The 22,996-nt window shown below is 56.0% G+C and carries 20 protein-coding genes; 15 read left to right on the top strand and 5 right to left on the bottom strand.

The features are described 5' to 3' along the window. The first annotated feature begins 66 nt into the window (after positions 1-66). The 7 genes from G516_RS25270 (at position 67) to choV (ending at position 7,869) form a co-directional block, all read left to right on the top strand. Positions 67-363: a hypothetical protein gene (locus tag G516_RS25270; RefSeq protein WP_156879027.1), complete on the top strand. Its 297-nt coding sequence runs from the start codon at positions 67-69 to the stop codon at positions 361-363. Between the two features lie 402 nt (positions 364-765). Beyond that, on the top strand, positions 766-1,410 hold the full coding sequence (gene betI, locus G516_RS0111800; RefSeq protein ID WP_028293836.1) for a transcriptional regulator BetI: 645 nt from the start codon (positions 766-768) through the stop codon (positions 1,408-1,410). An 8-nt stretch (positions 1,411-1,418) separates the two neighbouring features. Continuing rightward, positions 1,419-2,879, top strand: a complete 1,461-nt coding sequence (gene betB / locus G516_RS0111795) for a betaine-aldehyde dehydrogenase (RefSeq protein ID WP_028293835.1) — start codon at positions 1,419-1,421, stop codon at positions 2,877-2,879. Further along, the gene (gene betA, locus G516_RS22200) at positions 2,876-4,615 is read left to right on the top strand and encodes a choline dehydrogenase (protein WP_051219349.1); all 1,740 of its coding nucleotides are present in this window, start codon (positions 2,876-2,878) and stop codon (positions 4,613-4,615) included. The genes betB and betA overlap by 4 nt, the downstream gene beginning before the upstream one ends. Before the next feature lie 115 nt (positions 4,616-4,730). Beyond that, positions 4,731-5,663, top strand: a complete 933-nt coding sequence (locus G516_RS0111785) for a choline ABC transporter substrate-binding protein (protein WP_028293834.1) — start codon at positions 4,731-4,733, stop codon at positions 5,661-5,663. 167 nt (positions 5,664-5,830) lie between these two features. Further along, positions 5,831-6,673, top strand: coding sequence for a choline ABC transporter permease subunit (gene choW, locus G516_RS0111780; RefSeq protein WP_028293833.1), 843 nt, complete (start codon positions 5,831-5,833; stop codon positions 6,671-6,673). A 2-nt stretch (positions 6,674-6,675) separates the two neighbouring features. Then, positions 6,676-7,869, top strand: a complete 1,194-nt coding sequence (choV, locus tag G516_RS0111775; RefSeq protein ID WP_028293832.1) for a choline ABC transporter ATP-binding protein — start codon at positions 6,676-6,678, stop codon at positions 7,867-7,869. 330 nt (positions 7,870-8,199) lie between these two features. On the opposite strand, the gene G516_RS0111770 is transcribed toward choV, so the two are convergent. Beyond that, the gene (locus G516_RS0111770) at positions 8,200-9,144 is read right to left on the bottom strand and encodes a homoserine kinase (RefSeq protein WP_028293831.1); all 945 of its coding nucleotides are present in this window, start codon (positions 9,142-9,144) and stop codon (positions 8,200-8,202) included. Between the two features lie 416 nt (positions 9,145-9,560). On the opposite strand from G516_RS0111770, the gene gbdR reads away from it, so the two are divergent. Continuing rightward, a complete protein-coding gene (gbdR, locus tag G516_RS0111765; RefSeq protein WP_028293830.1) occupies positions 9,561-10,703 on the top strand; it encodes a choline metabolism transcriptional regulator GbdR in 1,143 nt (380 codons plus the stop codon). Between the two features lie 132 nt (positions 10,704-10,835). Here the strand turns inward: gbdR and G516_RS0111760 are convergent, their stop codons facing one another. Beyond that, a complete protein-coding gene (locus tag G516_RS0111760) occupies positions 10,836-11,327 on the bottom strand; it encodes a GNAT family N-acetyltransferase (RefSeq protein WP_028293829.1) in 492 nt (163 codons plus the stop codon). Positions 11,328-11,440: 113 nt separating this feature from the next. On the opposite strand from G516_RS0111760, the gene G516_RS22195 reads away from it, so the two are divergent. Both G516_RS22195 and G516_RS0111750 read left to right on the top strand, forming a co-directional pair. Next, positions 11,441-12,217: a LysR family transcriptional regulator gene (locus tag G516_RS22195; RefSeq protein WP_211225103.1), complete on the top strand. Its 777-nt coding sequence runs from the start codon at positions 11,441-11,443 to the stop codon at positions 12,215-12,217. Between the two features lie 936 nt (positions 12,218-13,153). Beyond that, positions 13,154-14,134 carry a dipeptidase gene (locus G516_RS0111750; protein ID WP_028293828.1) on the top strand — a complete coding sequence of 327 codons (981 nt, stop codon included), beginning with the start codon at positions 13,154-13,156 and terminating at the stop codon, positions 14,132-14,134. Between the two features lie 78 nt (positions 14,135-14,212). Here the strand turns inward: G516_RS0111750 and G516_RS0111745 are convergent, their stop codons facing one another. Further along, on the bottom strand, positions 14,213-15,073 hold the full coding sequence (locus G516_RS0111745; RefSeq protein WP_051219347.1) for a substrate-binding periplasmic protein: 861 nt from the start codon (positions 15,071-15,073) through the stop codon (positions 14,213-14,215). A 208-nt stretch (positions 15,074-15,281) separates the two neighbouring features. Next, positions 15,282-15,767, bottom strand: a complete 486-nt coding sequence (locus G516_RS0111740; RefSeq protein WP_036536114.1) for a thioesterase family protein — start codon at positions 15,765-15,767, stop codon at positions 15,282-15,284. Positions 15,768-15,863: 96 nt separating this feature from the next. Here G516_RS0111740 and G516_RS0111735 point away from each other — a divergent pair, with 96 nt between their 5' ends. From G516_RS0111735 to G516_RS22185, 5 genes are all read left to right on the top strand, one after another. After that, positions 15,864-16,823, top strand: coding sequence for a GlxA family transcriptional regulator (locus G516_RS0111735; RefSeq protein ID WP_036536112.1), 960 nt, complete (start codon positions 15,864-15,866; stop codon positions 16,821-16,823). Positions 16,824-17,041: 218 nt separating this feature from the next. Then, positions 17,042-17,932: a BKACE family enzyme gene (locus G516_RS0111730; protein WP_028293824.1), complete on the top strand. Its 891-nt coding sequence runs from the start codon at positions 17,042-17,044 to the stop codon at positions 17,930-17,932. Beyond that, a complete protein-coding gene (locus G516_RS0111725) occupies positions 17,932-18,912 on the top strand; it encodes a 3-hydroxyacyl-CoA dehydrogenase NAD-binding domain-containing protein (protein ID WP_028293823.1) in 981 nt (326 codons plus the stop codon). The genes G516_RS0111730 and G516_RS0111725 overlap by 1 nt, the downstream gene beginning before the upstream one ends. Before the next feature lie 132 nt (positions 18,913-19,044). Next, positions 19,045-20,751: a BCCT family transporter gene (locus G516_RS22190; protein ID WP_084645018.1), complete on the top strand. Its 1,707-nt coding sequence runs from the start codon at positions 19,045-19,047 to the stop codon at positions 20,749-20,751. Positions 20,752-20,757: 6 nt separating this feature from the next. Beyond that, complete coding sequence (locus G516_RS22185) at positions 20,758-21,771, top strand: GlxA family transcriptional regulator (protein WP_051219344.1); 1,014 nt, start codon at positions 20,758-20,760, stop codon at positions 21,769-21,771. Between the two features lie 36 nt (positions 21,772-21,807). On the opposite strand, the gene G516_RS0111710 is transcribed toward G516_RS22185, so the two are convergent. Further along, entirely contained in the window at positions 21,808-22,995 is a 1,188-nt protein-coding gene (locus tag G516_RS0111710; RefSeq protein WP_028293822.1) for a TauD/TfdA family dioxygenase, read from the bottom strand. Position 22,996 lies beyond the last annotated feature (1 nt).

Here is a 22,996-nt window from a genome sequence, read left to right as displayed (position 1 = left end):
CTGTGCGGTGACCACTGCTTTTCTGGTGCGTCGTACCTTGTTGCCGGGTAAACCGGTGGCGGCGGAATCGGTTTAAGCGTCAGGTGTTGTGATGGGCACAAGTGCCCATCCTATTTTCCTCCCGACATCCGACATCCGACATCCGACATCCGACATCCGACATCCGACATCCGACATCCGACATCCGACATCCGACATCCGACACCCGACACCCGACACCCGACACCCGACACCCGACACCCGACATCCGACACCCGACATCCGACTCCCGACTCCCGACTCCCGACTCCCGACTCCCGACTCCCGACTCCCGACGCCAAACCCATCTACTTGCCTATTCCCGTCATTTTTCTTCTCCGCTGATATTTCGCTGCCGATTGAGCGTTTTTCTGACCCTTTGGCATGGTGTGTAACAAATGCCCTAATTGGCGATTGAATGTTCTTTGTACAGGCCCGAATCATCCTTCGAGTTTGGGCTATACGTGACAGAGTGAGCAAAGCGTTACAAAAGTGGCATTTTTTCTGCAATTTATTTCGGGTTGAAAATATTTAGACATCTAATGGATTTTTAATCTCTACAGTGCCCGTGGTTACTGGGCTGCTCCCCCGATCGACCTCTTTGCGACCCCCTCTTGTCTGCCCTCGACACGTTTGTTCAAAGCCGACTGCCCGGTTGACAGCGCTTTCACGTCCATGTTTTTTTATTAAACGTTCATTTAAGAAAAAACATTTCGGACACGAATGAGCGTGTCAGCAGGTTGCCCTATGCCCAAATTGGGAGTTGCAGAAATACGTAGACCACAACTGATCGAGGCCACCATGGACTCCATCAATGAGGTGGGTTTGCACAAGGCCAGTGTGGTGATGATCAGCGGTAAGGCGGGAGTGTCCCCGGCCATCATCAATCACCACTTTGGCGGCAAGGACAATTTGCTGGAAGCGACCATGCGAACGGTGCTGAAGCATCTGTCGCAGAGCGTGACCGAACGACTGAAGCAGGTTGATCGCCGTGACGTGGTCGGCCGACTGAATGCCATCGTCAGCGGTAACTTTGACGACACCCAGACCGAATCCCGGGTGGTGAAAACCTGGTTGGCGTTCTGGACCCAGTCGATGCACGACAAGGCCCTGTATCGCCTTCAGCGCGTCAATGAGCAGCGTTTGCTGTCCTACCTGCGCTACGAGCTGAAACAGGTGATGCCGCAAGATCAGGCCGTTCAGGTGGCACAAACCATCGCCGCCCTGATCGACGGCATCTGGCTGCGCGGGGCACTGAAGCCGGAAGGCATTGATGTGCCGCTGGCGAAAAAACTGATTAACGACTACATCCGCGAGCAGCTGGAATGCAAGTGCCACAGTGCCGTGGCCAGCGCGAATGCAGCGTCGCAATACACCGAATCAAACAGGTAACAGACACGATGGAAACCCAAGCTCTATACATTCACGGCCAGTACCAGGACGCGACTTCCGGCGAAACCTTCGCCAGCGTGAACCCGGCAACCGGTGAGGTGATTGCCCAGGTGCAGCAGGCCTCCGCCGCTGACGTCGACAAAGCCGTGGCGTCTGCCAAAGAAGGCTTCAAGGTCTGGTCTGCCATGACCGGTATGGAACGTTCCCGCATCTTGCGCAAGGCGGTTGAGATCCTGCGTGAACGCAACGACGAACTGGCCATGCTGGAAGTGCTGGATACCGGTAAGCCGATTCAGGAAGCCGACTGCGTCGACATCGTCACCGGTGCCGACGTGATTGAATACTACGCCGGTCTGGCGCCAACCATTCAGGGCGACCAACAGGATCTGGGCGGCACCAACTTCTTCTACACCCGCCGCGAGCCACTGGGTGTGGTGGCTGGTATCGGTGCCTGGAACTACCCGATCCAGATAGCCATGTGGAAATCCGGCCCGGCGCTGGCCGCTGGTAACGCGATGATCTTCAAGCCTTCGGAAGAAACCCCGCTGACGGCACTGAAACTGGCTGAAATCTTCACCGAAGCCGGTCTGCCGGATGGCGTGTTCAACGTGGTGCAGGGCGACTACCGCGTCGGCGAAGCCCTGACTCATCACCCTGAAATTGAAAAAATCTCCTTCACCGGCGAATGCGGCACTGGTCAGAAAGTGATGGCGGCGTCGGCTTCCTCGCTGAAAGACGTGACCATGGAACTGGGTGGCAAGTCGCCGCTGATCGTGTTCGACGATGCCGATCTGAAAACCGCGGTATCCGGCGCCATGATCGCCAACTTCTACACCCAGGGCGAAGTGTGCACCAACGGTACTCGCGTGTTTGTTCACGAATCCATCTACGACGCCTTCCTGGAGCAGCTGGCAGAACGCACCGCCAAGCTGACCATCGGTGACCCGACCAACCCGGATACCCAAATCGGCGCGCTGATCAGCGAAGACCACATGGGCAAGGTGCTGGGTTACATCGACGCCGCCAAAGCGGCTGGTGCTCGCCTAGTGATTGGCGGCGAACGTGAAATGGCCGGTGAATGTGCTAAGGGTGCCTTCGTGCAGCCAACCGTGTTTGCCGATTGCAGCGACGACATGCCGAACGTCAAGGACGAAATCTTTGGCCCGGTGATGTCGGTACTGAAGTTCAGCTCCGAAGACGAAGTGATTGCCCGCGCCAACGACACCAAGTTCGGCCTGGCAGCTGGCGTATTTACCAAGGACTTCTCCCGTGCTCACCGTGTGATTGCGGCGATGGAAGCGGGCATTTGCTGGATCAATACCTGGGGTGCATCGCCAGCAGAAATGCCGGTTGGCGGTTACAAGCTGTCCGGTATCGGTCGTGAGAATGGCATCGAAACCCTGCACCACTACACCCAGATCAAGAGTGTGTTTGTTGAGCTGGGCGAACTGGAGAGCCCTTACGAATGAGCCAATACGATTACATCATTGTCGGCGCGGGCAGCGCCGGTTGTGTGCTGGCCAACCGACTGACTGAAAGCGGCGAGCACAAGGTGCTGTTGCTGGAAGCCGGTGGCAGCGACAAGAGTATTTTTATCCAGATGCCTACGGCGTTGTCGTACCCGATGAACACCGAAAAGTACGCCTGGCAGTACGAAAGCCTGAAAGAAGAAGGCATCGACAACCGCGTACTGCATTGTCCCCGTGGCAAGGTGCTGGGTGGTGGTTCGTCCATCAACGGCATGGTGTACGTCCGTGGCCACGCCAAGGACTTCGACCAGTGGCAGGATGAAGGCGCGGAAGGCTGGGATTACCAGAACGTGCTGCCGTATTTCAAGAAAGCCGAAACCTGGTTCCAGGGTGAAGACCAGTACCGTGGTGGCAACGGCCCTGTCGGTACCAACAACGGCAACAACATGAGCCTGAACCCGCTCTATCAAACCTTTATCGACGCCGGTAAAGATGCGGGTTACCCGGTGACCGAAGACTACAACGGTTACCAGCAGGAAGGCTTTGGCACCATGCACATGACCGTTGACGGTGGTGTGCGGGCGTCGACCTCCAACGCCTATCTGCGCGATGCCATGAAGCGTCCGAACCTGACCCTGATTACCGGTGTGGTGGCCCACAAGGTACTGCTGGAAGGCAAACAGGCGGTTGGTATCCAGTACGAAAAAGGCGGCAAGGTGGAACAGGCCACGGCCAGCCGTGAAGTGGTGCTGTCGGCCGGTTCGATCGGCTCGCCGATGCTGCTGCAACTGTCTGGTATTGGCCCCAAAGACGTACTGGATAACGCCGGTGTTGACGTGGTGCAGGAACTGCCGGGAGTGGGTGAAAACCTGCAGGATCACCTCGAAGTGTACTTCCAGTTCTACTGCAACAAGCCGATTACCCTCAACGGCAAGCTGGACCTGATCAGCAAGGGCATGATTGGTACTCGCTGGATTCTGTTCAAGGACGGTCTGGGCGCGACCAACCACTTTGAAAGCTGTGCCTTTATTCGCTCCCGTGCCGGTCTGGAATCACCGAACATCCAGTACCACTTCCTGCCAGCAGCGATGCGTTACGACGGCCGTGCGGCCTTTGATGGCCACGGTTTCCAGGTGCACGTCGGCCCGAACAAGCCGGAAAGCCGCGGCAAGGTATGGATCAACTCCGCTGATCCGCACCAGAAGCCATCGATCAAATTCAATTACATCAGCACCGAGCAGGATGTGCAGGACTGGCGCGACACCATCCGCCTGACCCGCGAAATCATCAACCAGCCAGCCTTTGACGAGCTGCGTGGTGAAGAAATCCAGCCGGGCATGAGCGTCCAGACCGACGAAGAAATCGACGCCTGGGTGCGTGACAACGTGGAGTCTGCCTATCACCCGTCCTGCACCAACAAGATGGGTGCCGACGACGACCCGATGGCGGTGCTGAACAATCAATGTCAGGTGCGAGGCATCGACAGCCTGCGGGTGGTCGACTCGTCGATCTTCCCGACCATCACCAACGGCAACCTGAACGCCCCGACCATCATGGTGGCGGAACGAGCTGCCGACATGATTCTGGGCAAAACCTTGCAGCCAGCCGCTGGCGTTCCGGTATGGATCGACAGCGAATGGCAAACCCGTCAACGCCAGGGCGAAGCCAAGCGTCCCCTGGCGGCGGCCACTGCTGAACCAGGTTCTGACTCGACCAGCCCGCTGCAAAGCGCCTGACGAGCAAACACACGGTGGCTCAGCAGGAGCCACACCGGGCCGCTTCATGGCGGGAGCGATGCCCGGTTATCCGCAAATGATTGCGAAGAAACCGCCAACCATCCGGGAGAAAACAATGAAAGCAGGAAAGACCCTTACGACCGCCGCACTGACCCTCGCTGTGTCTGGCACCGCTATGGCCGCCGACTGTGATCTGGTGCGCTTTGCAGATGTAGGCTGGACTGACATCACCGCGACCACCGCCGCAACTTCCGTGGTACTGGAAGGCATGGGCTACGACACCCGTACCCAGCTGCTGTCCGTGCCAGTGACCTACAAGTCGCTGGCCAACAACGACATTGACGTATTCCTTGGCAACTGGATGCCAACCATGCAGGCCGATATCGCGCCGTACCTGAAAGACGGCAGCGTGGTCGATCTGGGCCCGAACCTGACCGGCGCCAAATACACCCTGGCGGTACCCAAGTACGCCTTTGATGCCGGTGTGAAGAGCTTTGCCGATATCGCCAAAAACGCCGACAAGTTCGACGAAAAAATCTACGGTATCGAGCCGGGTAACGACGGTAACCGTCTGATCCAGAGCATGATCGATGACAACGCCTTCGGTCTGGAAGAGTTCACCCTGGTGGAATCCTCCGAAGCCGGCATGTTGTCCCAGGTGCAGCGCGCTGTGCGTCGTGACAAGTGGGTGGTTTTCCTGGGTTGGGCACCACACCCGATGAACGCCAACATCGAGATGGAATACCTCGACGGTGGTGACGACTTCTTCGGTCCTAACTACGGCGGTGCCAACGTACACACCAACATCCGTAAAGACCTGATCAGCGAATGCCCGAACGTTGGCAAGTTCGTTTCCAACCTGAAGTTCTCGCTGCCAATGGAGAACGAAATCATGGGCGCAATCCTCAACGATGGCAAAAAGCCACCGATGGCGGCAGAAGCCTGGCTGAAGGCTAACCCGGAAGTGCTGGATGCCTGGCTGGACGGCGTAACCACCAAAAACGGCCAGCCTGCGCTGCCTGCCGTGAAGAAATTCCTGGACATCTGATCCACGGATTTCGCTTTGAAATCCCTTCCCGACGGGCGTAGGTAACGCCCGTTCGGGAGTCTTCTGACAAGTCTGTGGCCAGCGCGCTGGAGTGCGCAGACTTCTCCGGAGATTCCCCGTCATCCCATCGGGATGGCGTCGACAAGAATGACGACTAGAGGCTGACTATGAACTGGCTTGCTGACAACAAACTCCCGCTGGGCCAATGGATGGAAACATTCGTTGACTGGCTGACAGACCACGGTGCGTGGTTCTTCGACATGATCGCTATTTCTCTGGAGTGGGTTATTACCGGTCTGGTAGACCTGTTCCAGTGGTTCCACCCGGGTGTGCCGATTCTGGCCACCGCGGCGATTGCCTGGTTTATCCACAAGAGCGTGCCACTGGTGGCCTTTGTGGTGGCTGCCATGCTGCTGATCATTAACCTCGGTTACTGGCCGGAAATGATCGAAACCTTTGTGCTGGTGGTGACCGCCACCGTGATTTGTATTCTGCTGGGTGTGCCGCTGGGCATCTTTGCGGCCCACAAGCCTTGGGTGTACAGCTACATGCGCCCGGTGCTCGACCTGATGCAAACCGTACCGACCTTTGTGTACCTGATTCCTACCCTGGTGCTGTTTGGTCTGGGTGTGGTGCCGGGTCTGATTTCTACCATCATCTTTGCCATCGCCTCGCCGATTCGTCTGACTTATCTGGGCATTCGCAACGTGCCGGAAGAACTGGTTGAAGCGGGTAAGGCCTTTGGTGCCACGCCTCGCCAGCTGCTGTGGAAAGTGGAACTGCCAGCCGCCATGCCAAGCATCATGGCCGGTGTTACCCAGTGCATCATGCTGTCGCTGTCGATGGTGGTGGTTGCTGCTCTGGTGGGTGCCGACGGTCTGGGTAAACCGGTTGTGCGGGCACTGAACACCGTGAACATCTCGCAAGGTTTTGAAGCCGGCATCACCATCGTACTGGTGGCCATTATTCTCGACCGTATCTTCAAAGCACCTGGCAAATCGGAGGCATAATCATGACTGCTGCAATCTCTGTTCGTAATCTCGACGTTGTCTTCGGTGACAAGGTAGATCCGGCGCTGGCGCTGCTGGATCAGGGCAAAACCCGTCAGGAAATCATTGAAGCCAGCGGCAGCGTGGTGGGCGTTCACAACGCCAGCATCGATGTTCAGCAAGGTGAAATCTGCGTGCTGATGGGCCTGTCCGGTTCCGGCAAGTCCTCGCTGCTGCGTGCGGTGAACGGCCTTAACCCGATTTCCCGTGGTCAGGTGCTGGTGAAGGATGGCGACGGCCATGTCGACATCGGCTCCTGCGACGCCAACACCCTGCGTCGTATGCGTGCCCAGCGTGTCTCCATGGTGTTCCAGAAATTCGCCCTGATGCCTTGGCTGTCAGTGCTGGATAACGTTGCCTACGGCCTTGAAATGATGGGCATGGGCAAAGCGGAGCGCCACGCCAAGGCGATGGAACAGCTGGAAATGGTTGGCCTGGCCGACTGGAAAGACACCCTGCCATCCGGCCTGTCCGGTGGTATGCAGCAGCGTGTGGGCCTGGCTCGTGCCTTTGCCATGGACACCGACATCCTGCTGATGGACGAGCCGTTCTCGGCGTTGGACCCGCTGATTCGTGCACAGCTGCAAGATGAACTGCTGGAGCTGCAACGCAAGGTTAACAAGACCATCCTGTTCGTATCCCACGACCTCGATGAAGCCCTGAAAATCGGCACCAACATCGCCATCATGGAATCCGCCCGCATCATTCAGCACGGCAAACCGGAAGACATCGTAATGAACCCGGCTACCCCGTACGTGGAAGACTTTGTGGCCCACACCAACCCGCTGAACGTACTGGCCGGTCGCTCGCTGATGACTGCGGCGGCGGACTTGAAAAAGAACAATGGCGAAAGCCAGATCTGCGGCGAGAAAGGCATCTGGCTGTCAGAAGATGGCAAAACCGCGCACATGGCGGGCAAAAACATCCCACTGCAAAACTGCGAAGCCCGCGGTGGTGCGATTCCGGCCACGGGCACCATGGCGGTGACTTCTCCGGACATCTCCATGCGACGGGCAATTGAAATCCGCTATGCCACCGAACAGCCGGTACTGCTGATGGAAAACAACCAGTTGGTGGGTGTGCTGACCGACCACAATTTCTACCACGCCATGCTGGGCAAACACTTCAGCTGCGGCGAAGCCGAAATGGCGAGCTGACAGGCCTGAAATTTGGCTCAGGCGGTTGCTCCCCAGCCGTCTGACAATCTCCTGACCAGCCCCTAATTGCCGCCTCTCCCCGAACGATCCCCGGCGGTAACAAGCGAAAGCGTCAGTGAAAGGCAGCAGGCGAAAAGCACGATAAAGCAGTACGAATTGGCGGCATGAGCATGGCTCAGCCGCCTTTTTTGTAGCTGTCGTTCAGAAAGGCCCAGGATCAGAAGGGCCCAGCAGGTTCTTCTGTGGGAGGCAGCTTGCTGCCGATGGTTTATCGAGAGCAAGCTCTCTCCCACAATATTGCCTAGACCTCAGACGCCAGACTCCAGACAGTTAGCCCCGACGAGCAAGCAACTTGTCGCGGTATTCGTTGGGGTCCTTGATATTGGCGTTCATGCCTTCCACCGACTGCTGGTGCTGAACGGTTTCCAAACGGCTGAGCCAGAAGCGGGTGGCAGCACCGCGCAGCAAGGTATTCCAGTTGTGTTCTTCGGCGGCGGTAAAAGGGCGAACGGACTGATAACCGGCCAGTAAAGCATCGCGATTATCCACAATCCAGTCGCCGTTCTTCTCGCTGCACCAGTCGTTGGCAACGATCGCCAGATCGTACAGCCACACCCCTTCGCAGGCGTTGTACCAGTCCAGTACCGCGCCGACTTTCAAATCATCGCCACTGCCTTCAAACAACACGTTGTCTGTGAACAGATCACCGTGAATCCAGCCCCGAGGCAGGGATTTCCAGACATCGCGCTGGCTCATCTGGAACTGGTATTCGTCATCCAGCAGCTGATAGTCGGCGTCGTCCAGCAGGGCTTTGGCGTTGCTGTGCATATTGGCCCACCACCCAAAACCCCGGCTGTTGGCGCGCGGTTGTTCCAGCACTGCGGAACCCAAATGCAGACGCGCCAGCAATTCACCGATTTCGCGGCATTGCGATGGCGTTGGTCGCTCAATGTGATGGCCCTTCAGCATTTCACACAGAATCGCCGGCTTGCCCGCCAGCTCGTGCAGCCATTCGCCGTTCTGGTCGGCCAGCGGCGCAGGTACCACAAAACCGGCACTGTTAAGGTGGCGAGCCAAACGCACAAACTCACGCACTTCGTGGGCCTGATGGTGTTCAAACAACGTCAGCACCCAGGCACCGGTTGCGGTGTGAATGCGGTAGTTGGTGTTTTCCACACCACCCTGAATGCCATGGACTTCGGTAATGTCTCCAAAGCCAAACGGCTGGAAATACTGGTTCAGAGTGGTTGGGTCCAGATGGGTGTACACCGCCATCGTGTTACGGCTCCGGCTGAAGGATTGAGTCAACCGGGCATAATGCCACGTTCCGGGCGGCTTGCCTGCCGTTTCACGACAACTTTGTACTCTTCCGCGGCGTGAATTCGTTGAAACGGAAACTTCTGTTACCAAGTGAAACATTAGGGGGCGCTATTTGAGCATTTAAGGATCATTTTGGTGCGGCGAGTGTGGTTTTGATGGTTTTTTGAACAAAGAGGAGTGGGGTGGCGGTTTTTCATTAAATGACCATTTAATTAAAGAGCAGTCCAAAAACGAATGCATTGCTCAAAAATCGTGTCGTTTTCAGGCAATTGACGGAATTGAAAACGCCGCCCAATGTTTCTGGCCTGCTGATTGCTATGACCAAAAAATACCGCAAATACCATAAATTTCCCCGCCAAGAGGGTGACACTATGCAATCGTTCTCTGCTGATCTGGGCCGTCCGGCCTTCAAGGTAGCCGCAGGCCCAACCCGTATCGGTTTCCTGCTGTTGGAAAACTTCACCATGATGGCCTTGGCCACGGCGGTGGAGCCCCTGCGTATGGCTAACCAGCTGAGTGGCAGGGAACTGTATGAATGGCATTTGGTGAGCGCCACCGGCCGCGCCGTTCAGGCCAGCGATGGCATTCCGGTGGTACCTGAATTCTCGACCCAGAACGCGCCGCAGTTCGACACCCTGATTGTGGTGGGTGGCGTGAACATTGTGCAAAGCTGCCGCAAGGCAGAAGTGGACTACGTGGCCTCTCTGGCGCGTAAAGACATGGTGCTGGGTGGCATCTGCACCGGCGCTCTGGCATTGGCTGCTGCTCGTCAGCTGGACGGTTACAGCGTCAGCGCCCACTGGGAATGCATCGCTTCCATGAAAGAGCGTTACCCCAATGTGAATTGCAACACCCGCCTGTTCACCGTCGATCGCGATCGCATTACCGCATCCGGTGGCACCGCTCCGCTGGACATGATGCTGTACCTGATTTCCGCCCAGCACGGTGCCGCGCTGTCGAACGCCATTTCCGAAATGTTCGTCTACGACCGCATGCGCAACCAGGCCGACCAGCAGCGCATCCCGCTGCGTCACCTGCTGAGTTCTGCGCAGCCAAAACTGGTGGAAATTGTTGAGCTGATGGAAGCCAACATTGAAGAACCGATTGAGCTGGAAGACCTGGCCTCGTTTGCCGGTATCTCCCGCCGCCAGCTGGAGCGCTTGTTCCACAACTATCTGGACTGCACCCCGTCGCGTTACTACCTGAAACTGCGTCTGGAACGCGCCAAGCAGCTGCTGAAGCAAACCACCATGCCGGTGATCGAAATCTCCACCGCTTGTGGCTTTGTATCCACACCGCACTTCAGCCGTTGTTACCGCAAATACATGGGGGTTTCCCCACGTGAAGAACGCATGGGCACCTGGAACGACAACGCCGACAACCGCTTTGCCGCTGCCGCCATGGACCAACAGCCATTTGGCGTACTGGACGACAACCAGGGTCGCAACTCACTGATGGCCGCGCGCTTTGAACCCAGCTTTGGCTCCGTGAAACTGGAGCCATCGCTGAACTGATCGAATTCGATTCTGACACTATCACGGCTTGCCCCCTGGCCTCTGGTCAGGGGGCTTTTTTGTGCTTGCCATCTGATGCTGTGATGTTGAAGCGCTGCGCGTTGACGGCAAGAATATCTGGCGGGAAGGAGCCTACAGCTCCATGACCATCTCGTGCCACGACATTCCCCCATGCTCGGACGGGGAAGGTTTCACGTAGCGATAACCAAAGTGCTTGTACAAGTCGACGTGACGTTCCTTGCACATCAGATGAATGGTTTCTTTACCCAATCCACGCATCTGCTCAATGAACCGACGCATCAGCAAGCTTGAGTAGCCCTTGCCCTGGTGGGCAGGGTCAAGTACCACCGACATGATCACCACGTTCGGGGCGGCCGCGTCGTGGCCGATGAGCTCTTTGAAGTCTTCGTCGGACATCACGACGTCATGGGCACAACCGCTGTTGATGAAACCTGCGATTTGCTGATCCAGCTCCATGATCAGGAAGCCCTCTGGATAGTGCGCGATCCGGGTTGCAATCTTCTCATGGGTTGCTGCCTCGTCGCCCTCATAAGCGTTGGCTTCAATATCAAAGCAGCGATCACAATCGGAGGGTACTGCTTGCCGGAAAGTGGGTACGGTCATATGGATCAATCCTGTTGCTGCGCCATCAGACGGGTGTGGAGGCGCTTTCAGTGTAAGTCTACGGGTATTTAAACGTGCATAATCTGCATTCTTTTCATGGGGGGCTGAATGTTATGCACTTGAATCTACGCCGAATAGATCTGAATTTGCTGCTGGTGTTCGATTCGCTGTATCGGAACCGCAGTGTTACCGCCGCTGCGGAAGAACTCGCAATGAGTCCATCAGCCTGTAGTCATGCACTTTCCAGATTGCGTCAGGCCCTCTCGGATGAATTATTCGTACGCTACGGTAGCGCCATGCAGCCTACCGTTCAGGCAGAGCAGCTGGTGGGGTCTGTAAGCGAAGCGCTGCGGATTCTGTCATCGGGACTGGGGGCATCAGGGCCATTTACCCCTGCTACGAGTAAGCAGACCTTCACATTTGCAGCATCGGACATCACGTCTCTGGCAGTACTGCCGAAACTTACAGCCAGGCTGGAGCAACTGGCTCCTCACCTTCAGCTCAGGGTAATCAGTTCAAGTCATAGGGATTCACTGGATGACCTGGCTTCCGGGCGAGCTCAATTCGTGTTGGGCTTTGCTGATGATTACAGCGGCTCGTATGAGGGAGTCGAGGCTCTGGAAGGGTTTTCAGATGATTATGTAGTCGTCGCGAGCAGCGCCCATCCAGATATAGGGTCAACATTGTCGCTGGAAGAGTACCTTAAATCCCAACATGTCGTTGTTGTTCCTTGGAGTGATGCTGGCAGCGTGATTGATGCGGCGCTAGCCCGGCAAGGGCTAGGCCGCGATGTTGCTGTGCAAGTGCCAGGCCTTGCAGTGGCGCCGCTACTTGTGGACAACTCAAGGCTTCTTCTAACGCTGCCTCGTCTTGTCGCAGCTGTTTCATGATTCACGGTTTGTTACACATGAGACCCCATTTTCATCGCCGGGCTACGTCCTGAAGATATTGTTTCATGCACGTTATGCGAGCTCTCCGGGGCACCGATGGATGCGTGAGCAGCTGGGTATATTGCTCGGGAATATGGACTCCACGAGATCATAAGATCACCCTGCTATCACTGTTTTCACACACTGACCTCTGGGCACTGACCAGAGATCCCGGGAGGGATACAAGGCGGTCAGACGCTGCGATGCTGAGGTGCGGAGTTGGATGGCACTCGCTGCGCTCGTTTATCCAACCTACGATTGTTTTTTTGCATCGTGTCCAAGTGCTCTGAGTAGGGCGATAAAGACGCGAAGCGACTGCCATCTGACGTTGTGGTGTGGAAGGGAATTCAGTCCTGAAGAAGTCCATCGAGAGCAAGCTCTCTCCCACAATGTTGCCCAGGCCTCAGACTTCAGACTTCAGACTTCAGACTTCAGACTTCAGACTCCAGACTCCAGACTCCAGACTCCAGACTCCAGACTCCAGACTCCAGACTCCAGACTCCAGACTCCAGACTTCCCCAACACGCGGCGCAGAGGGTAAGAGACGGGTCGTTATCAGTCATACCGGGTGCGGCCAATGGTCCAGAATGGATGTTGTAGCGGTTGGTCTGGTGGTGGTCACCAGACCCGGTTCTCCAGAGAACCAATCCTGTCCTCCGGCGGCTCTTGCCGGTTGGCAGTTGACTCGTAAGAGTTCATCTTGTCTGTTTGGGGCTCCCTTTGGGAGCCCCTTTTTTATGTTTTTCTTTTGCTCTCTCACTACCCTGAAGACGGCTGGCGGAGCCGGAATGCTGCGAGTCGTAAACAGGCAGTTAGTGTTGGCAGCGGCTCCGTAGACTGGGACGGTATCTTGTACCGCGATCTGCCGGTAAACGACCGGTTCAGAGGGAAATCATCATGAACGAAGCCCAGAAGCTCCACCAAGAATCCATCATTATTGACGGCCTGATCATCGCCAAATGGAATCGCGACCTGTTTGAAGATTTCAAAAAAGGCGGCCTCACCGCGGCCAACTGCACGGTGTCGGTGTGGGAGAACTTCCAGAAAACCGTCGATAACATCGTCGATATGAACAACCTGATCGAAGCCAACAGCGATCTGGTGATGAAGGTAAAAACCACCGACGATATCCTCAAGGCCAAGGAGCTGGGCAAAACCGGCATCATGATGGGTTTCCAGAACGCCCATGCCTACGAAGACCAGATTGGTTACGTGCAGGTGTTCAAGGACCTCGGCGTGGGTGTGGTGCAGATGTGCTACAACACCCAGAATCTGGTGGGCACCGGTTGCTACGAGCGTGACGGCGGTCTGTCCGATTTCGGTCGTGAAATCGTCGCTGAAATGAACCGTGTGGGCGTCATGTGTGACCTGTCCCATGTGGGTTCAAAGACTTCGGAAGAAGTGATTCTGGAATCCAAAAAGCCGGTTTGCTATTCCCACTGTCTGCCGTCGGGCCTGAAAGAACATCCGCGTAACAAGTCGGATGAAGAACTGAAGTTCATCGCCGACCACGGCGGCTTTGTCGGCGTTACCATGTTTGCGCCGTTCCTGAAAAAAGGCATCGAATCCACCGTTGACGATTACGCTGAAGCGATCGAATACATCGTTAACATCTGCGGTATCGACTCGGTGGGTATTGGCACCGACTTCACTCAGGGCCACGACCAGCAGTTCTTTGAATGGCTGACTCACGACAAGGGGTATGCCCGCCGTCTGACCAACTTCGGCAAGATCATCAACCCGGAAGGCATTCGCACCGTGGGTGAATTCCCGAACCTGACCGAAACCCTGCTGAAACGCGGTTTCAGCGCCAACGATGTGTCGAAAATCATGGGCGGCAACTGGGTACGCGTATTGAAGGACGTGTGGGGCGAGTAAAACCGCTGCCATACACCTGAACCCAAAACAAAACGGGCCGCTGATTAGCGGCCCGTTTTGGTTGGTGCTGTATGCGGATTACTTGCCGGCATTCAGGGCCGTTTCAGGTACGTCCGACTCCCATTGCTGGTAAATAGCGGCCAATTCGCCGCTGGCCAGTAGCGCTTTCATGCGCTCGTTATAGAGCTCGATCAGGGTCTTCGATAACTCGCTGTTGGCGAAGGCAACGTACACATCGGTGCCTTCCGGCATTTCATTGGCGTCGTAGTCGTCCTCGGCAAAACCGGTTTCTTCTAACGCCAGTTCAATTTCATCCCACTCGTCGATCAGGTAATCGATCTTGCCTTCGTTCAGGTACTCCAGCCCCTGTGCTGTGGTGCGGAACTCAATCAGCTCGAAGTCGCGGTCTTCAATGGGGATCACCTCGTAATCCTTGATCCAGCCAACCCGGTGGCCGGTCAGACTGGCGCGGCCGTTGAACCCGGGTAGCGACGGGTTCTTGCTGAGCACCCACATGTACTCCACATCGATGGGGTAGTCCGGGAACAGCAGGTCCTCTTCGGTATCCCGGTACTCGCCAACAATGGCGTTGTACATGTTGTACTGGGTCACCATCTTCATGGCCCGGTTCCACGGCACATTGGTGTCTTTTACACGGATATCCAGCGGCTCGTAAATCGCCTTCAGTACCTGCCAATACAGCCCGGTGCCATCGGCGTTGGTGTAATCGGGCCATTCCGGTGCCACCACGGTAAACAGCTTGACGTTCTCCCGACTGAACACGTCCTTGGGTGTATCGGCCTGACTGGTTGCTGCACACAACAGTGATAGCCACAGCGCTGCCATGGGCAGCAGAATCGATCGGGTGTTACGTGTTAACCGCATGATGACGTCCTCTTCGGCGTTCAGTACCAGCTGGAAAAATACGTGATAGTTCAATCATTAATGTCAGCATAAACGGATTTATCCAGCGCAAACAGGGATATACATCCGATCTGTGACAATTGAACCTGTTTTGAGTTTAGGCGTATGTGTGGCGGCTGGTGTGTTTAGTACGCGGCAAAAGAGGCAACAGCTGAAAATGGGGAGGCTGTTGCCGAAGGCCTGACTCATGCAGGCGTAGGGAGGCAGGTTAGTAAGGGACCGCTCAGGCAGGTTTTCGCATGGCAATACCGCGCCCGGCCCGGTCTGGTTTGGGGAACGATTCGTGCCGTTTTTGCAGGGCCTTCACCTGTTCGGCAATCACGTTGTCAAACGGCGCTGGTCGATGGGTCTTCATGTCCATATGCAGTAGCAGGGTTTCAAATTCAGCCAACAGGTCACCGCTGCTGGTGTGTAGCATCTGGAAGAAAACCCGGAGCTTTTTGTTATCGCTGTCCAGTAGTTGGGCGACTACCGTCAAGGGCTCACCCTCGGTAATTTCTTGCAGGTAATGCACCATGCTTTGCAGGGTGTAAACCGACACATCGTGTTGTTCTCTGTAAGAGGCATCCAGGCCCAGATGATCGATCAATGCGTCAATGGCCTGGCTGAAGACCACCACATAACAGGCGTCGTTCATATGTCGGTTATAGTCAACCCATTGCGGGGCAACCTGTGTTTGGATCAGGGGTAGAAGGTGTGTCGTCGCCATGATTAAGTGCCTGTGCAGAGTGATTCAGAGGGTAAGCATGGCAAAGCTGAATCGCTGGAATTTGCACAAATCCGAATATCCTTGGACCGGAGCTTTATGTTTGAAGATATCCCGTTACCCGACCAACCCTACCGGATCTCATTTTTGTTGGTGCCTAATTGCTCGCTGTTTGGTTTAACGGCCATGCTGGCGCCATTGCGTCATGCCAATCGTTTGTCGGGGCGCACGCTTTACTGCTGGGAGTTACTGTCTGAATCCGGTGGCGAAGTGCCAACTGCAGATGGTCTGGCGTTAACCGCGGATCGTGCCATTGGTGAGGTCGAGTCCTGCCGCAATCTGATCGTGTGTTCCGGTGAAAAACCGCAGAACGGCTACTCCAGTGCTGTGTGTGGTTTCTTGCGCCGATTGGCTAATCACGGCACCAGTATCGGCAGTCAGGATACCGGAGCGATTTTGTTGGCAGAGGCGGGTGTGCTGGATGGTTATCAGAGCACGGTTCATTGGGAAAACCTGGATATGGCGCGTGAGCATTATCCCGGCGTAAGTTTTTTGGCAGAACTGTTTGTGATTGATCGCCGACGCTTTGCATGCTCAGGGGCGATGGCCGGGCTGGATATGATGCTGTATCTGGTTGAACGGCAGCACGGCCGGCAATTGGCGACGGCCGTCGCAGATGCCCTGATTTGTTCCCGAGCGCGTCCACACAACGACAGCCAATTGAGCGATTTGCAATATCAGCTCGACAGTCGCAATCCCAACCTGATCAATGCGGTTACCTTGATGCGGGAAAATATTGAAGACCCGCTGACCATTGCCCAATTGGCGTTGTTGGTTGACGTCTCCGAGCGTGAACTGGAACGCCTGTTCAAACGCTATTTGCAGCACACGCCCAATGCTTTTTATCGCAACTTGCGGTTGGAACGAGCGCGCAGCATGTTGCAACAAAGTCGTCTTAGCGTCACGGAGGTTGCCATGGCGTGCGGCTTTGCCTCCCTGTCTCACTTTACCCGCTGTTATCAGAAACAATACCAACGCCGCCCATCGGACGAGCGTTAGTTGCGGTGATTTGCTGTCACTGCTCCTGTCATACGCACACTTTGACTCGATGGTGCCATTTGAGCCAATCCGACGAAATCGCTCATTTCCAATGTGGACAAGTCGGATTTGGGCTAATGGGCATCGGTTAATGCCGAAATCTCCCATGTGTGATGGCGGAAGGTAGAGCTCTGGCCCGATACCGGCCTATCACTATCATCCGTTTGAGAGAGTTCCAGATGAACCCGGAAACCATCATTACCTGTGCTGTTACCGGCGCAGGTGACACCGCCAGCCGCAGTCCTCATGTACCGGTTACGCCACAGCAAATTGCTGATGCGGCGATTGAGGCCTGGAACGCAGGGGCAGCCATTGCTCACATCCATGTTCGAGATCCCGAAACCAGTCAATGCTCCCGACGAGTCGACTTGTATGCCGAAGTGTGTGAAATCCTGCGCGGCTCCAGCTGTGATGTGATCATCAACCTGACCGCGGGCATGGGTGGGGATCTTTATCTGGGCCCGGATCATGCCCCGACAGACTTTAGCGCCGAGACCGATCTGGTGGGCGCTACTGAACGGCTGTTGCATATCGAGGCCCTGAAGCCGGAAATCTGCACGCTGGATTGCGGCTCTCTGAACTTTGGCGACAGCAATCTGGTGTATGTCTCAACGCCGGATATGTTGCGCGCGGGCGCGGCTCGTATTCGGGATCTGGGCGTTACCGTGGAATTGGAAATTTTCGATACCGGCAACCTTTGGTTTGCCCTTCAAATGCGCAAGGAAGGACTGATTGACGACTCTGCCATGTACCAGCTGTGCATGGGCATTCCGTGGGGAGCGCCACCACAACTGAGCCTGCTGAAAGGCATGGTCGATATGCTTCCAGATAACGCGCACTGGACCTCATTTGCATTGGGCCGTCAGCAAATGCCGTGGGCTGCACAATCGATGTTGTTGGGTGGCCATGTGCGGGTTGGCCTTGAGGACAACCTGTACCTAAGTAAGGGTGTACTGGCGACCAACGGTCAGCTGGTGGAGAAGGCCGCTAACGTTGCCCGTGAGTTAGGCAGCAAGGTGCTGTCGCCTGCGGAAGCACGTCAGAAACTCGGTTTGCGAGGAGATCAGTGATGAATATTCAGGTGACTTATCCCGATTTTGCAGACGTAAAAACCGCGGGTGTGATCGGCACCGGGGTGATTGGTGGTGCCTGGGTGTTGCACTTCCTGCGCATGGGGCTCGATGTTGTCGCGTATGACCCGGGCCCGTCGGCGGAGCAAAAGATGTTGGCCATGATCGATAAGATCTGGCCAACCATGATCAAACTGGGTTTGCGCGATGGCGCTCGTCCTGACCGCATACGCTTTGTCGGAAGTCTCGGCGAACTGGCCGACGCTGTGGATTTTATTCAGGAGAGTACCCCGGAGCACCTCGGCCGTAAGCGCGCGTTGTTTGCAGAATTGGACAACTTGCTGGCGCCGGATGTCATTGTTATCTCCAGCACCTCCGGCTTCGCAATGACCGATATGGCGGCGGATGTGAAGGGTCATGCCGAGCGTTTTGTTGTTGGACACCCGTTCAATCCTCCCTATTTGGTGCCTTTCTGCGAAGTCTGTGGTGGAGAACAAACCGCGCAGGCGGTAGTTGACTGGACTGCCGGATTCTATGAATCGATCGGTAAAAAAGTCGCCAAAATGGAGCAAGAGTTGCCCGGCTTTATTGGTAATCGATTGCAAGAGGCACTGTGGCGTGAGGCGCTGCACATGGTCGCCAACAAGGAATGCTCGGTTGAGGATATCGATAAGGCGATTGCTTACGGCCCAGGCTTGCGTTGGGCAATTATGGGCCATTGCCTGACCTATCATCTGGGCGGCGGCCAGGGGGGAATGGCGCATCTGCTGGACCATTTTGAGGAGTCTCTGAAAGAACCCTGGACGCGATTGGAGGCACCGCCACTGACTCAGCAACTGAAGGACGACATGGTGGCTGGCTGCTTGTCGCAGGCCAATGGCGCCAGTATTGATGAATTGGTGCAGGAACGGGACGACTGCCTGATTCGCATCATGCAAACACTGGACGAGTATCGTCAGCAGCACGGTATTCAGCGTTAAACCAATACCCACCCGATGGCTGTCGGCGTGGGTATTTTTTTGACTGTCAGGGTCCCGGGACAGGATCAGGACGGAAGCACCTGAACAACAACGACATAACAGCAGGATGGTAAATACGATGAGGGGAATAGGATGAAAACAGAGAATCGATACGACAGTACCAACAAGGATTACTTGCTGGAGTACGTCAGTGATGAGCCGCTGTTTCGCGGTATGCACAAGGGCATGACGATTACTGCAAGCCTGTTGGTGTTGCTCTTTGTCGGGTTTACCGGCTTTAACTCAGAGCTGGCAGGACAGCTGTTTGGTACCGCTCGCAGCTGGATTGAATCAACCTTCGGTTGGTACTACATGATCACCGTGGTGGGGCTGATCGCCGTTTGTGCTTTCATCGTGGTCAGCCCCAAGGGCAACATCAAACTTGGCAGTAACGACTGCAAGCCGGACTATAGCCTGTTTACCTGGATGGCGATGTTGTTCTCGGCGGGTATCGGTATCGGGGTGCTGTTTTTTGGCGTGGCTGAGCCGATCTTCTATCTCGATAACAGTGGTGCTTTTGGTTACCCGAATAACCCTTATGCGGATATGGATGGCAACGTCGCTATCAATCAGGCGCGCGCCGAAGACGCCCTGAAAGTCGCGTTCTTTCACTGGGGATTTCATGGGTGGGCGGTGTACGTCATCGTTGGATTGGCGCTGGCCTATTTTTCCTTCCGCAAAAACCTGCCGCTGGCCTTGCGCTCAACCCTGTATCCGCTGATCGGAGAGCGTATTTACGGCCCAATTGGCCATGTGGTTGATTTGCTGGGCGTGCTTGGCTGCGTGTTCGGTATCGCCACGTCTCTCGGCCTTGGTGTCAGCCAAATGGCGGTAGGACTTGAGCGTCTGGCCGGTTTCGATCCGGGCCTGACAACACAGTTGACGCTGATATTCCTGATCAGTGTGGTGTCCATCTTGTCGGCGCTGTCGGGTGTTGGCAAAGGCATCAAGATTATTTCGCAGTGGAATATCGTGGTATCTGCACTGGTACTGGCGTTCTTCCTGTTCGCTGGGCCAACCGAGTGGCTGGTAAAAACCATCGCAGTGACCACTGGTGATTATCTGGTGGACTTTATCGGCATGGGACTGTGGTTCCCTGACGAGCAAGGACCCGCTGCCTGGCAAAATGGCTGGACGATTTTCTACTGGGCGTGGTGGCTGGCCTGGGCGCCGTTCGTCGGTTTGTTTATTGCCCATATCTCCCGTGGTCGTACCTTGCGAGAGTTTGTGATTGGTGTACTGATTGCGCCAACCGCCATGATTTTTATCTGGTTGGGCATTTTTGGCGGTGATGCCTTACATCAGGAACTGTTTGCTGAGGCTGGTCCAGGGACTGCGGGCATCATTGAACTGGTGCGCGCCTGGAATCTGCCAGCGGCCTTGTTCGCCAGCTCCGATGGCATTGCCGGTACGGGCGTACTGGGTTGGATCATGTCTGCCATGATGGTGTTCCTGCTGTTCAGCTGGTTTGTCACTTCCTCAGATTCCAGCACATTGGTTCTGACCACCATTTTGTCACTTGGCAATGAAAACCCGCCTCGGGCCTATCGCATTTTCTGGGGGGCGGTGATTGGCATGGTGGCCGCTGTGCTGCTGATGGCAGGTGGCCTTAAGGCACTACAAACCGCATTGATGGCAGCGGCGCTGCCGCTCAGTGTGCTGATCATTGTGATGACCATCGGTACGCTGAAATCGTTGTGGCAGGACAGCCGCTATGGTTACCCGCGTCACGGTCGTCACCGGATTGCTGAAGATGATGTGTCTGAACGGGCAAAACAGCCCGCCAGCAGCCAATCCTGACGTTGCATGAGCTTGCTCAAGATTAACCCCACTGGGCAAGTTCATCTGGACTTCCTGCTGCTGGAGCAATATGGCTTGATCACCCTTATGTCGATGATTGAGCCCATGCGAATTGCCAATCGGCTTAACGGCGATGCGTTGTTCAGTTGGCAGTGTTTGACGCCAACCGGTCAGCCCGTCGCTGCCAGTAATGGCATGACCCTGAATGACGTGGTGCATTACCGGCAACCGCTGCCTCTACGGAGTGATCCCGGTTGGCCGGACAACCTGGTCGTCGTCAGTAGCTTCAATCCCACCGGGCAGGTGGATCGGCCTTTGCGTCACTGGCTAAAACACCTGTCGGCACGCTCGGTGCCACTGGTATCAGTGGATACTGCGGCGATCGTGCTGGCCGACTCCGGAGTGGTGGGCGGACGCCGAATAACCGGACACTGGGAGTACTTCGCGGCGTTCCGGGCGTTGGGGCTGGATGTTGTCGACAGTCGGGTCGAAATGGACCGGGGCTTATTCTCGTGTGCCGGTGTGCAAGCCGCGATGGAGTTGATGCTGTTTTTGATTGAATCCCATGGCGGTGCTGCGCTGGCAGCCCAGGTAGCCGAGCAGCTGGTCGTCAACGGCACCCGCCACGGGCACGAATCCCAACGCAGCCCGCTGGCCAGCCGACGCAGTATTTTTCACCCCAGGCTGGCAAGAGCGGTCAATCTGATGGAAGCCGGTCTTGCAACTCCTTTACCCATCCAACAGATCGCGGCCCAGTGTCATGTGTCGACACGTCAATTGGAGCGCTTGTTTCAAACTGTCTTACAGACGTCGCCATCGGCATTTTTACTGCTGTTGCGGTTGCAAAATGGCCAGCGATTGCTGCTGGAAACAGACCTGTCGATACAGCGTATCGCGGAACAGTGCGGGCTCGGCTCCGGCTCCTATTTTGCGAGGCTGTATCGGCGTCAGTTTGGCTTGTCGCCGTCGATGCAACGGCAACAAGTCCGGCATCGACTGGCCGCGGGTCAGGGGCTTTGAAATCCCGGGATTCCCTAACCTCTCACCTTGGATGTTTCATTCCACTGTTTGCTGGCGTTGCAGGATGCGAATGCGCGACAGCAGCTCATCGCGATCGACATAGCATCCTTGTAGATGGCGTCCGCCAGATTTCAGGTCAAAGGCGTTGCGGGCATGCAATACCCGACGGTTGTCGAACACCAGGGTGTCGCCTGCATCGAGCCGGAAGTACAGCTGATAGCGGCTGTCCCGGGTTTTTTCAATAAAGCGTCGGTAAGCCCGATAGAACAGCTCAACATCGTTTGCAGAGACATCCAGCGGGCCCCGTAGAAAGTTGGCGACGCGAACTTCTGTCAGTTCGCCATCGGCATCGGTCTGTAGGATAGGGGCCCGGAATCGATAGTCTGAATGTCGATCCTTGTTGTAAAAATCGGCCGGGATTCGGGTCAGGGCCTGATACAACTCGGGGCTTTCCTGACGCAGGTCGGCAGCGACCCGAAAACCATCGACCAGAATCGACTCGCCCCCTTCGGCATCGTTGCGAAGGCAATGCAGAAACTGCAACCCGGGCTGCAGCTCCCGGGTCGGCAGGTCGGTGTGCAGCGGCAGTCGCACGGTGGTGTACGCCGCTGAATTGGCATCAGATCGGGATATCACATCGAACAAACGGCCAAAGTTTGTCTCCCGAATCATCCCGATCCGTTGTGCCAGATGATTCAGGCTGCCTACCTCTGTCGGGCTGTTGCGAATCATCGCAATCCCCCATTGATGCTGTGTTTGCAGCCATGTCAGTAGTGCATTGTTGTTTGTCATAACCTGCTGATAGTCGTGCTGAGGCAGATGCCGGTTGATGACCTGCCGATCCCATGTGTGCTGGACGCTGACGCGTTGTTGGCGAGCAGCGTCGGCGTAGCAATGGGCTCGTAACCAGCCCGGGTGCATCCTGCTGACATGACCATCCGACCAGCAAATAGTGAGCCGCTGTTGTTCTGCAACCGCGGTCAGGGAAACATCACGGATATGCAGGTCAGCGGGGGCGTCGCAAATTTCAAACAGCTGCTCACGGGTAACGGGTGATACACACTCACTGCACGGGCAGTTGTCCCTCAACCAGAACGTATGAAGCAGGCTGACATGCTGATCGTCCCAAATCAGGCGGACGCCTTCGGCTTCGATATGCCATTCCACGGGTAAGGACGTGATGGGATAGCTGGCAAAACTGGCCAGTTCGGAATAGGAGTTCATG

This window comes from Oceanobacter kriegii DSM 6294, assembly GCF_000422845.1.
GTDB classification, from domain to species: domain Bacteria; phylum Pseudomonadota; class Gammaproteobacteria; order Pseudomonadales; family Oceanobacteraceae; genus Oceanobacter; species Oceanobacter kriegii.
The sequence above is the reverse complement of the archived record's forward strand: the minus strand, read 5'-3'. Positions and strand labels throughout refer to the sequence as shown.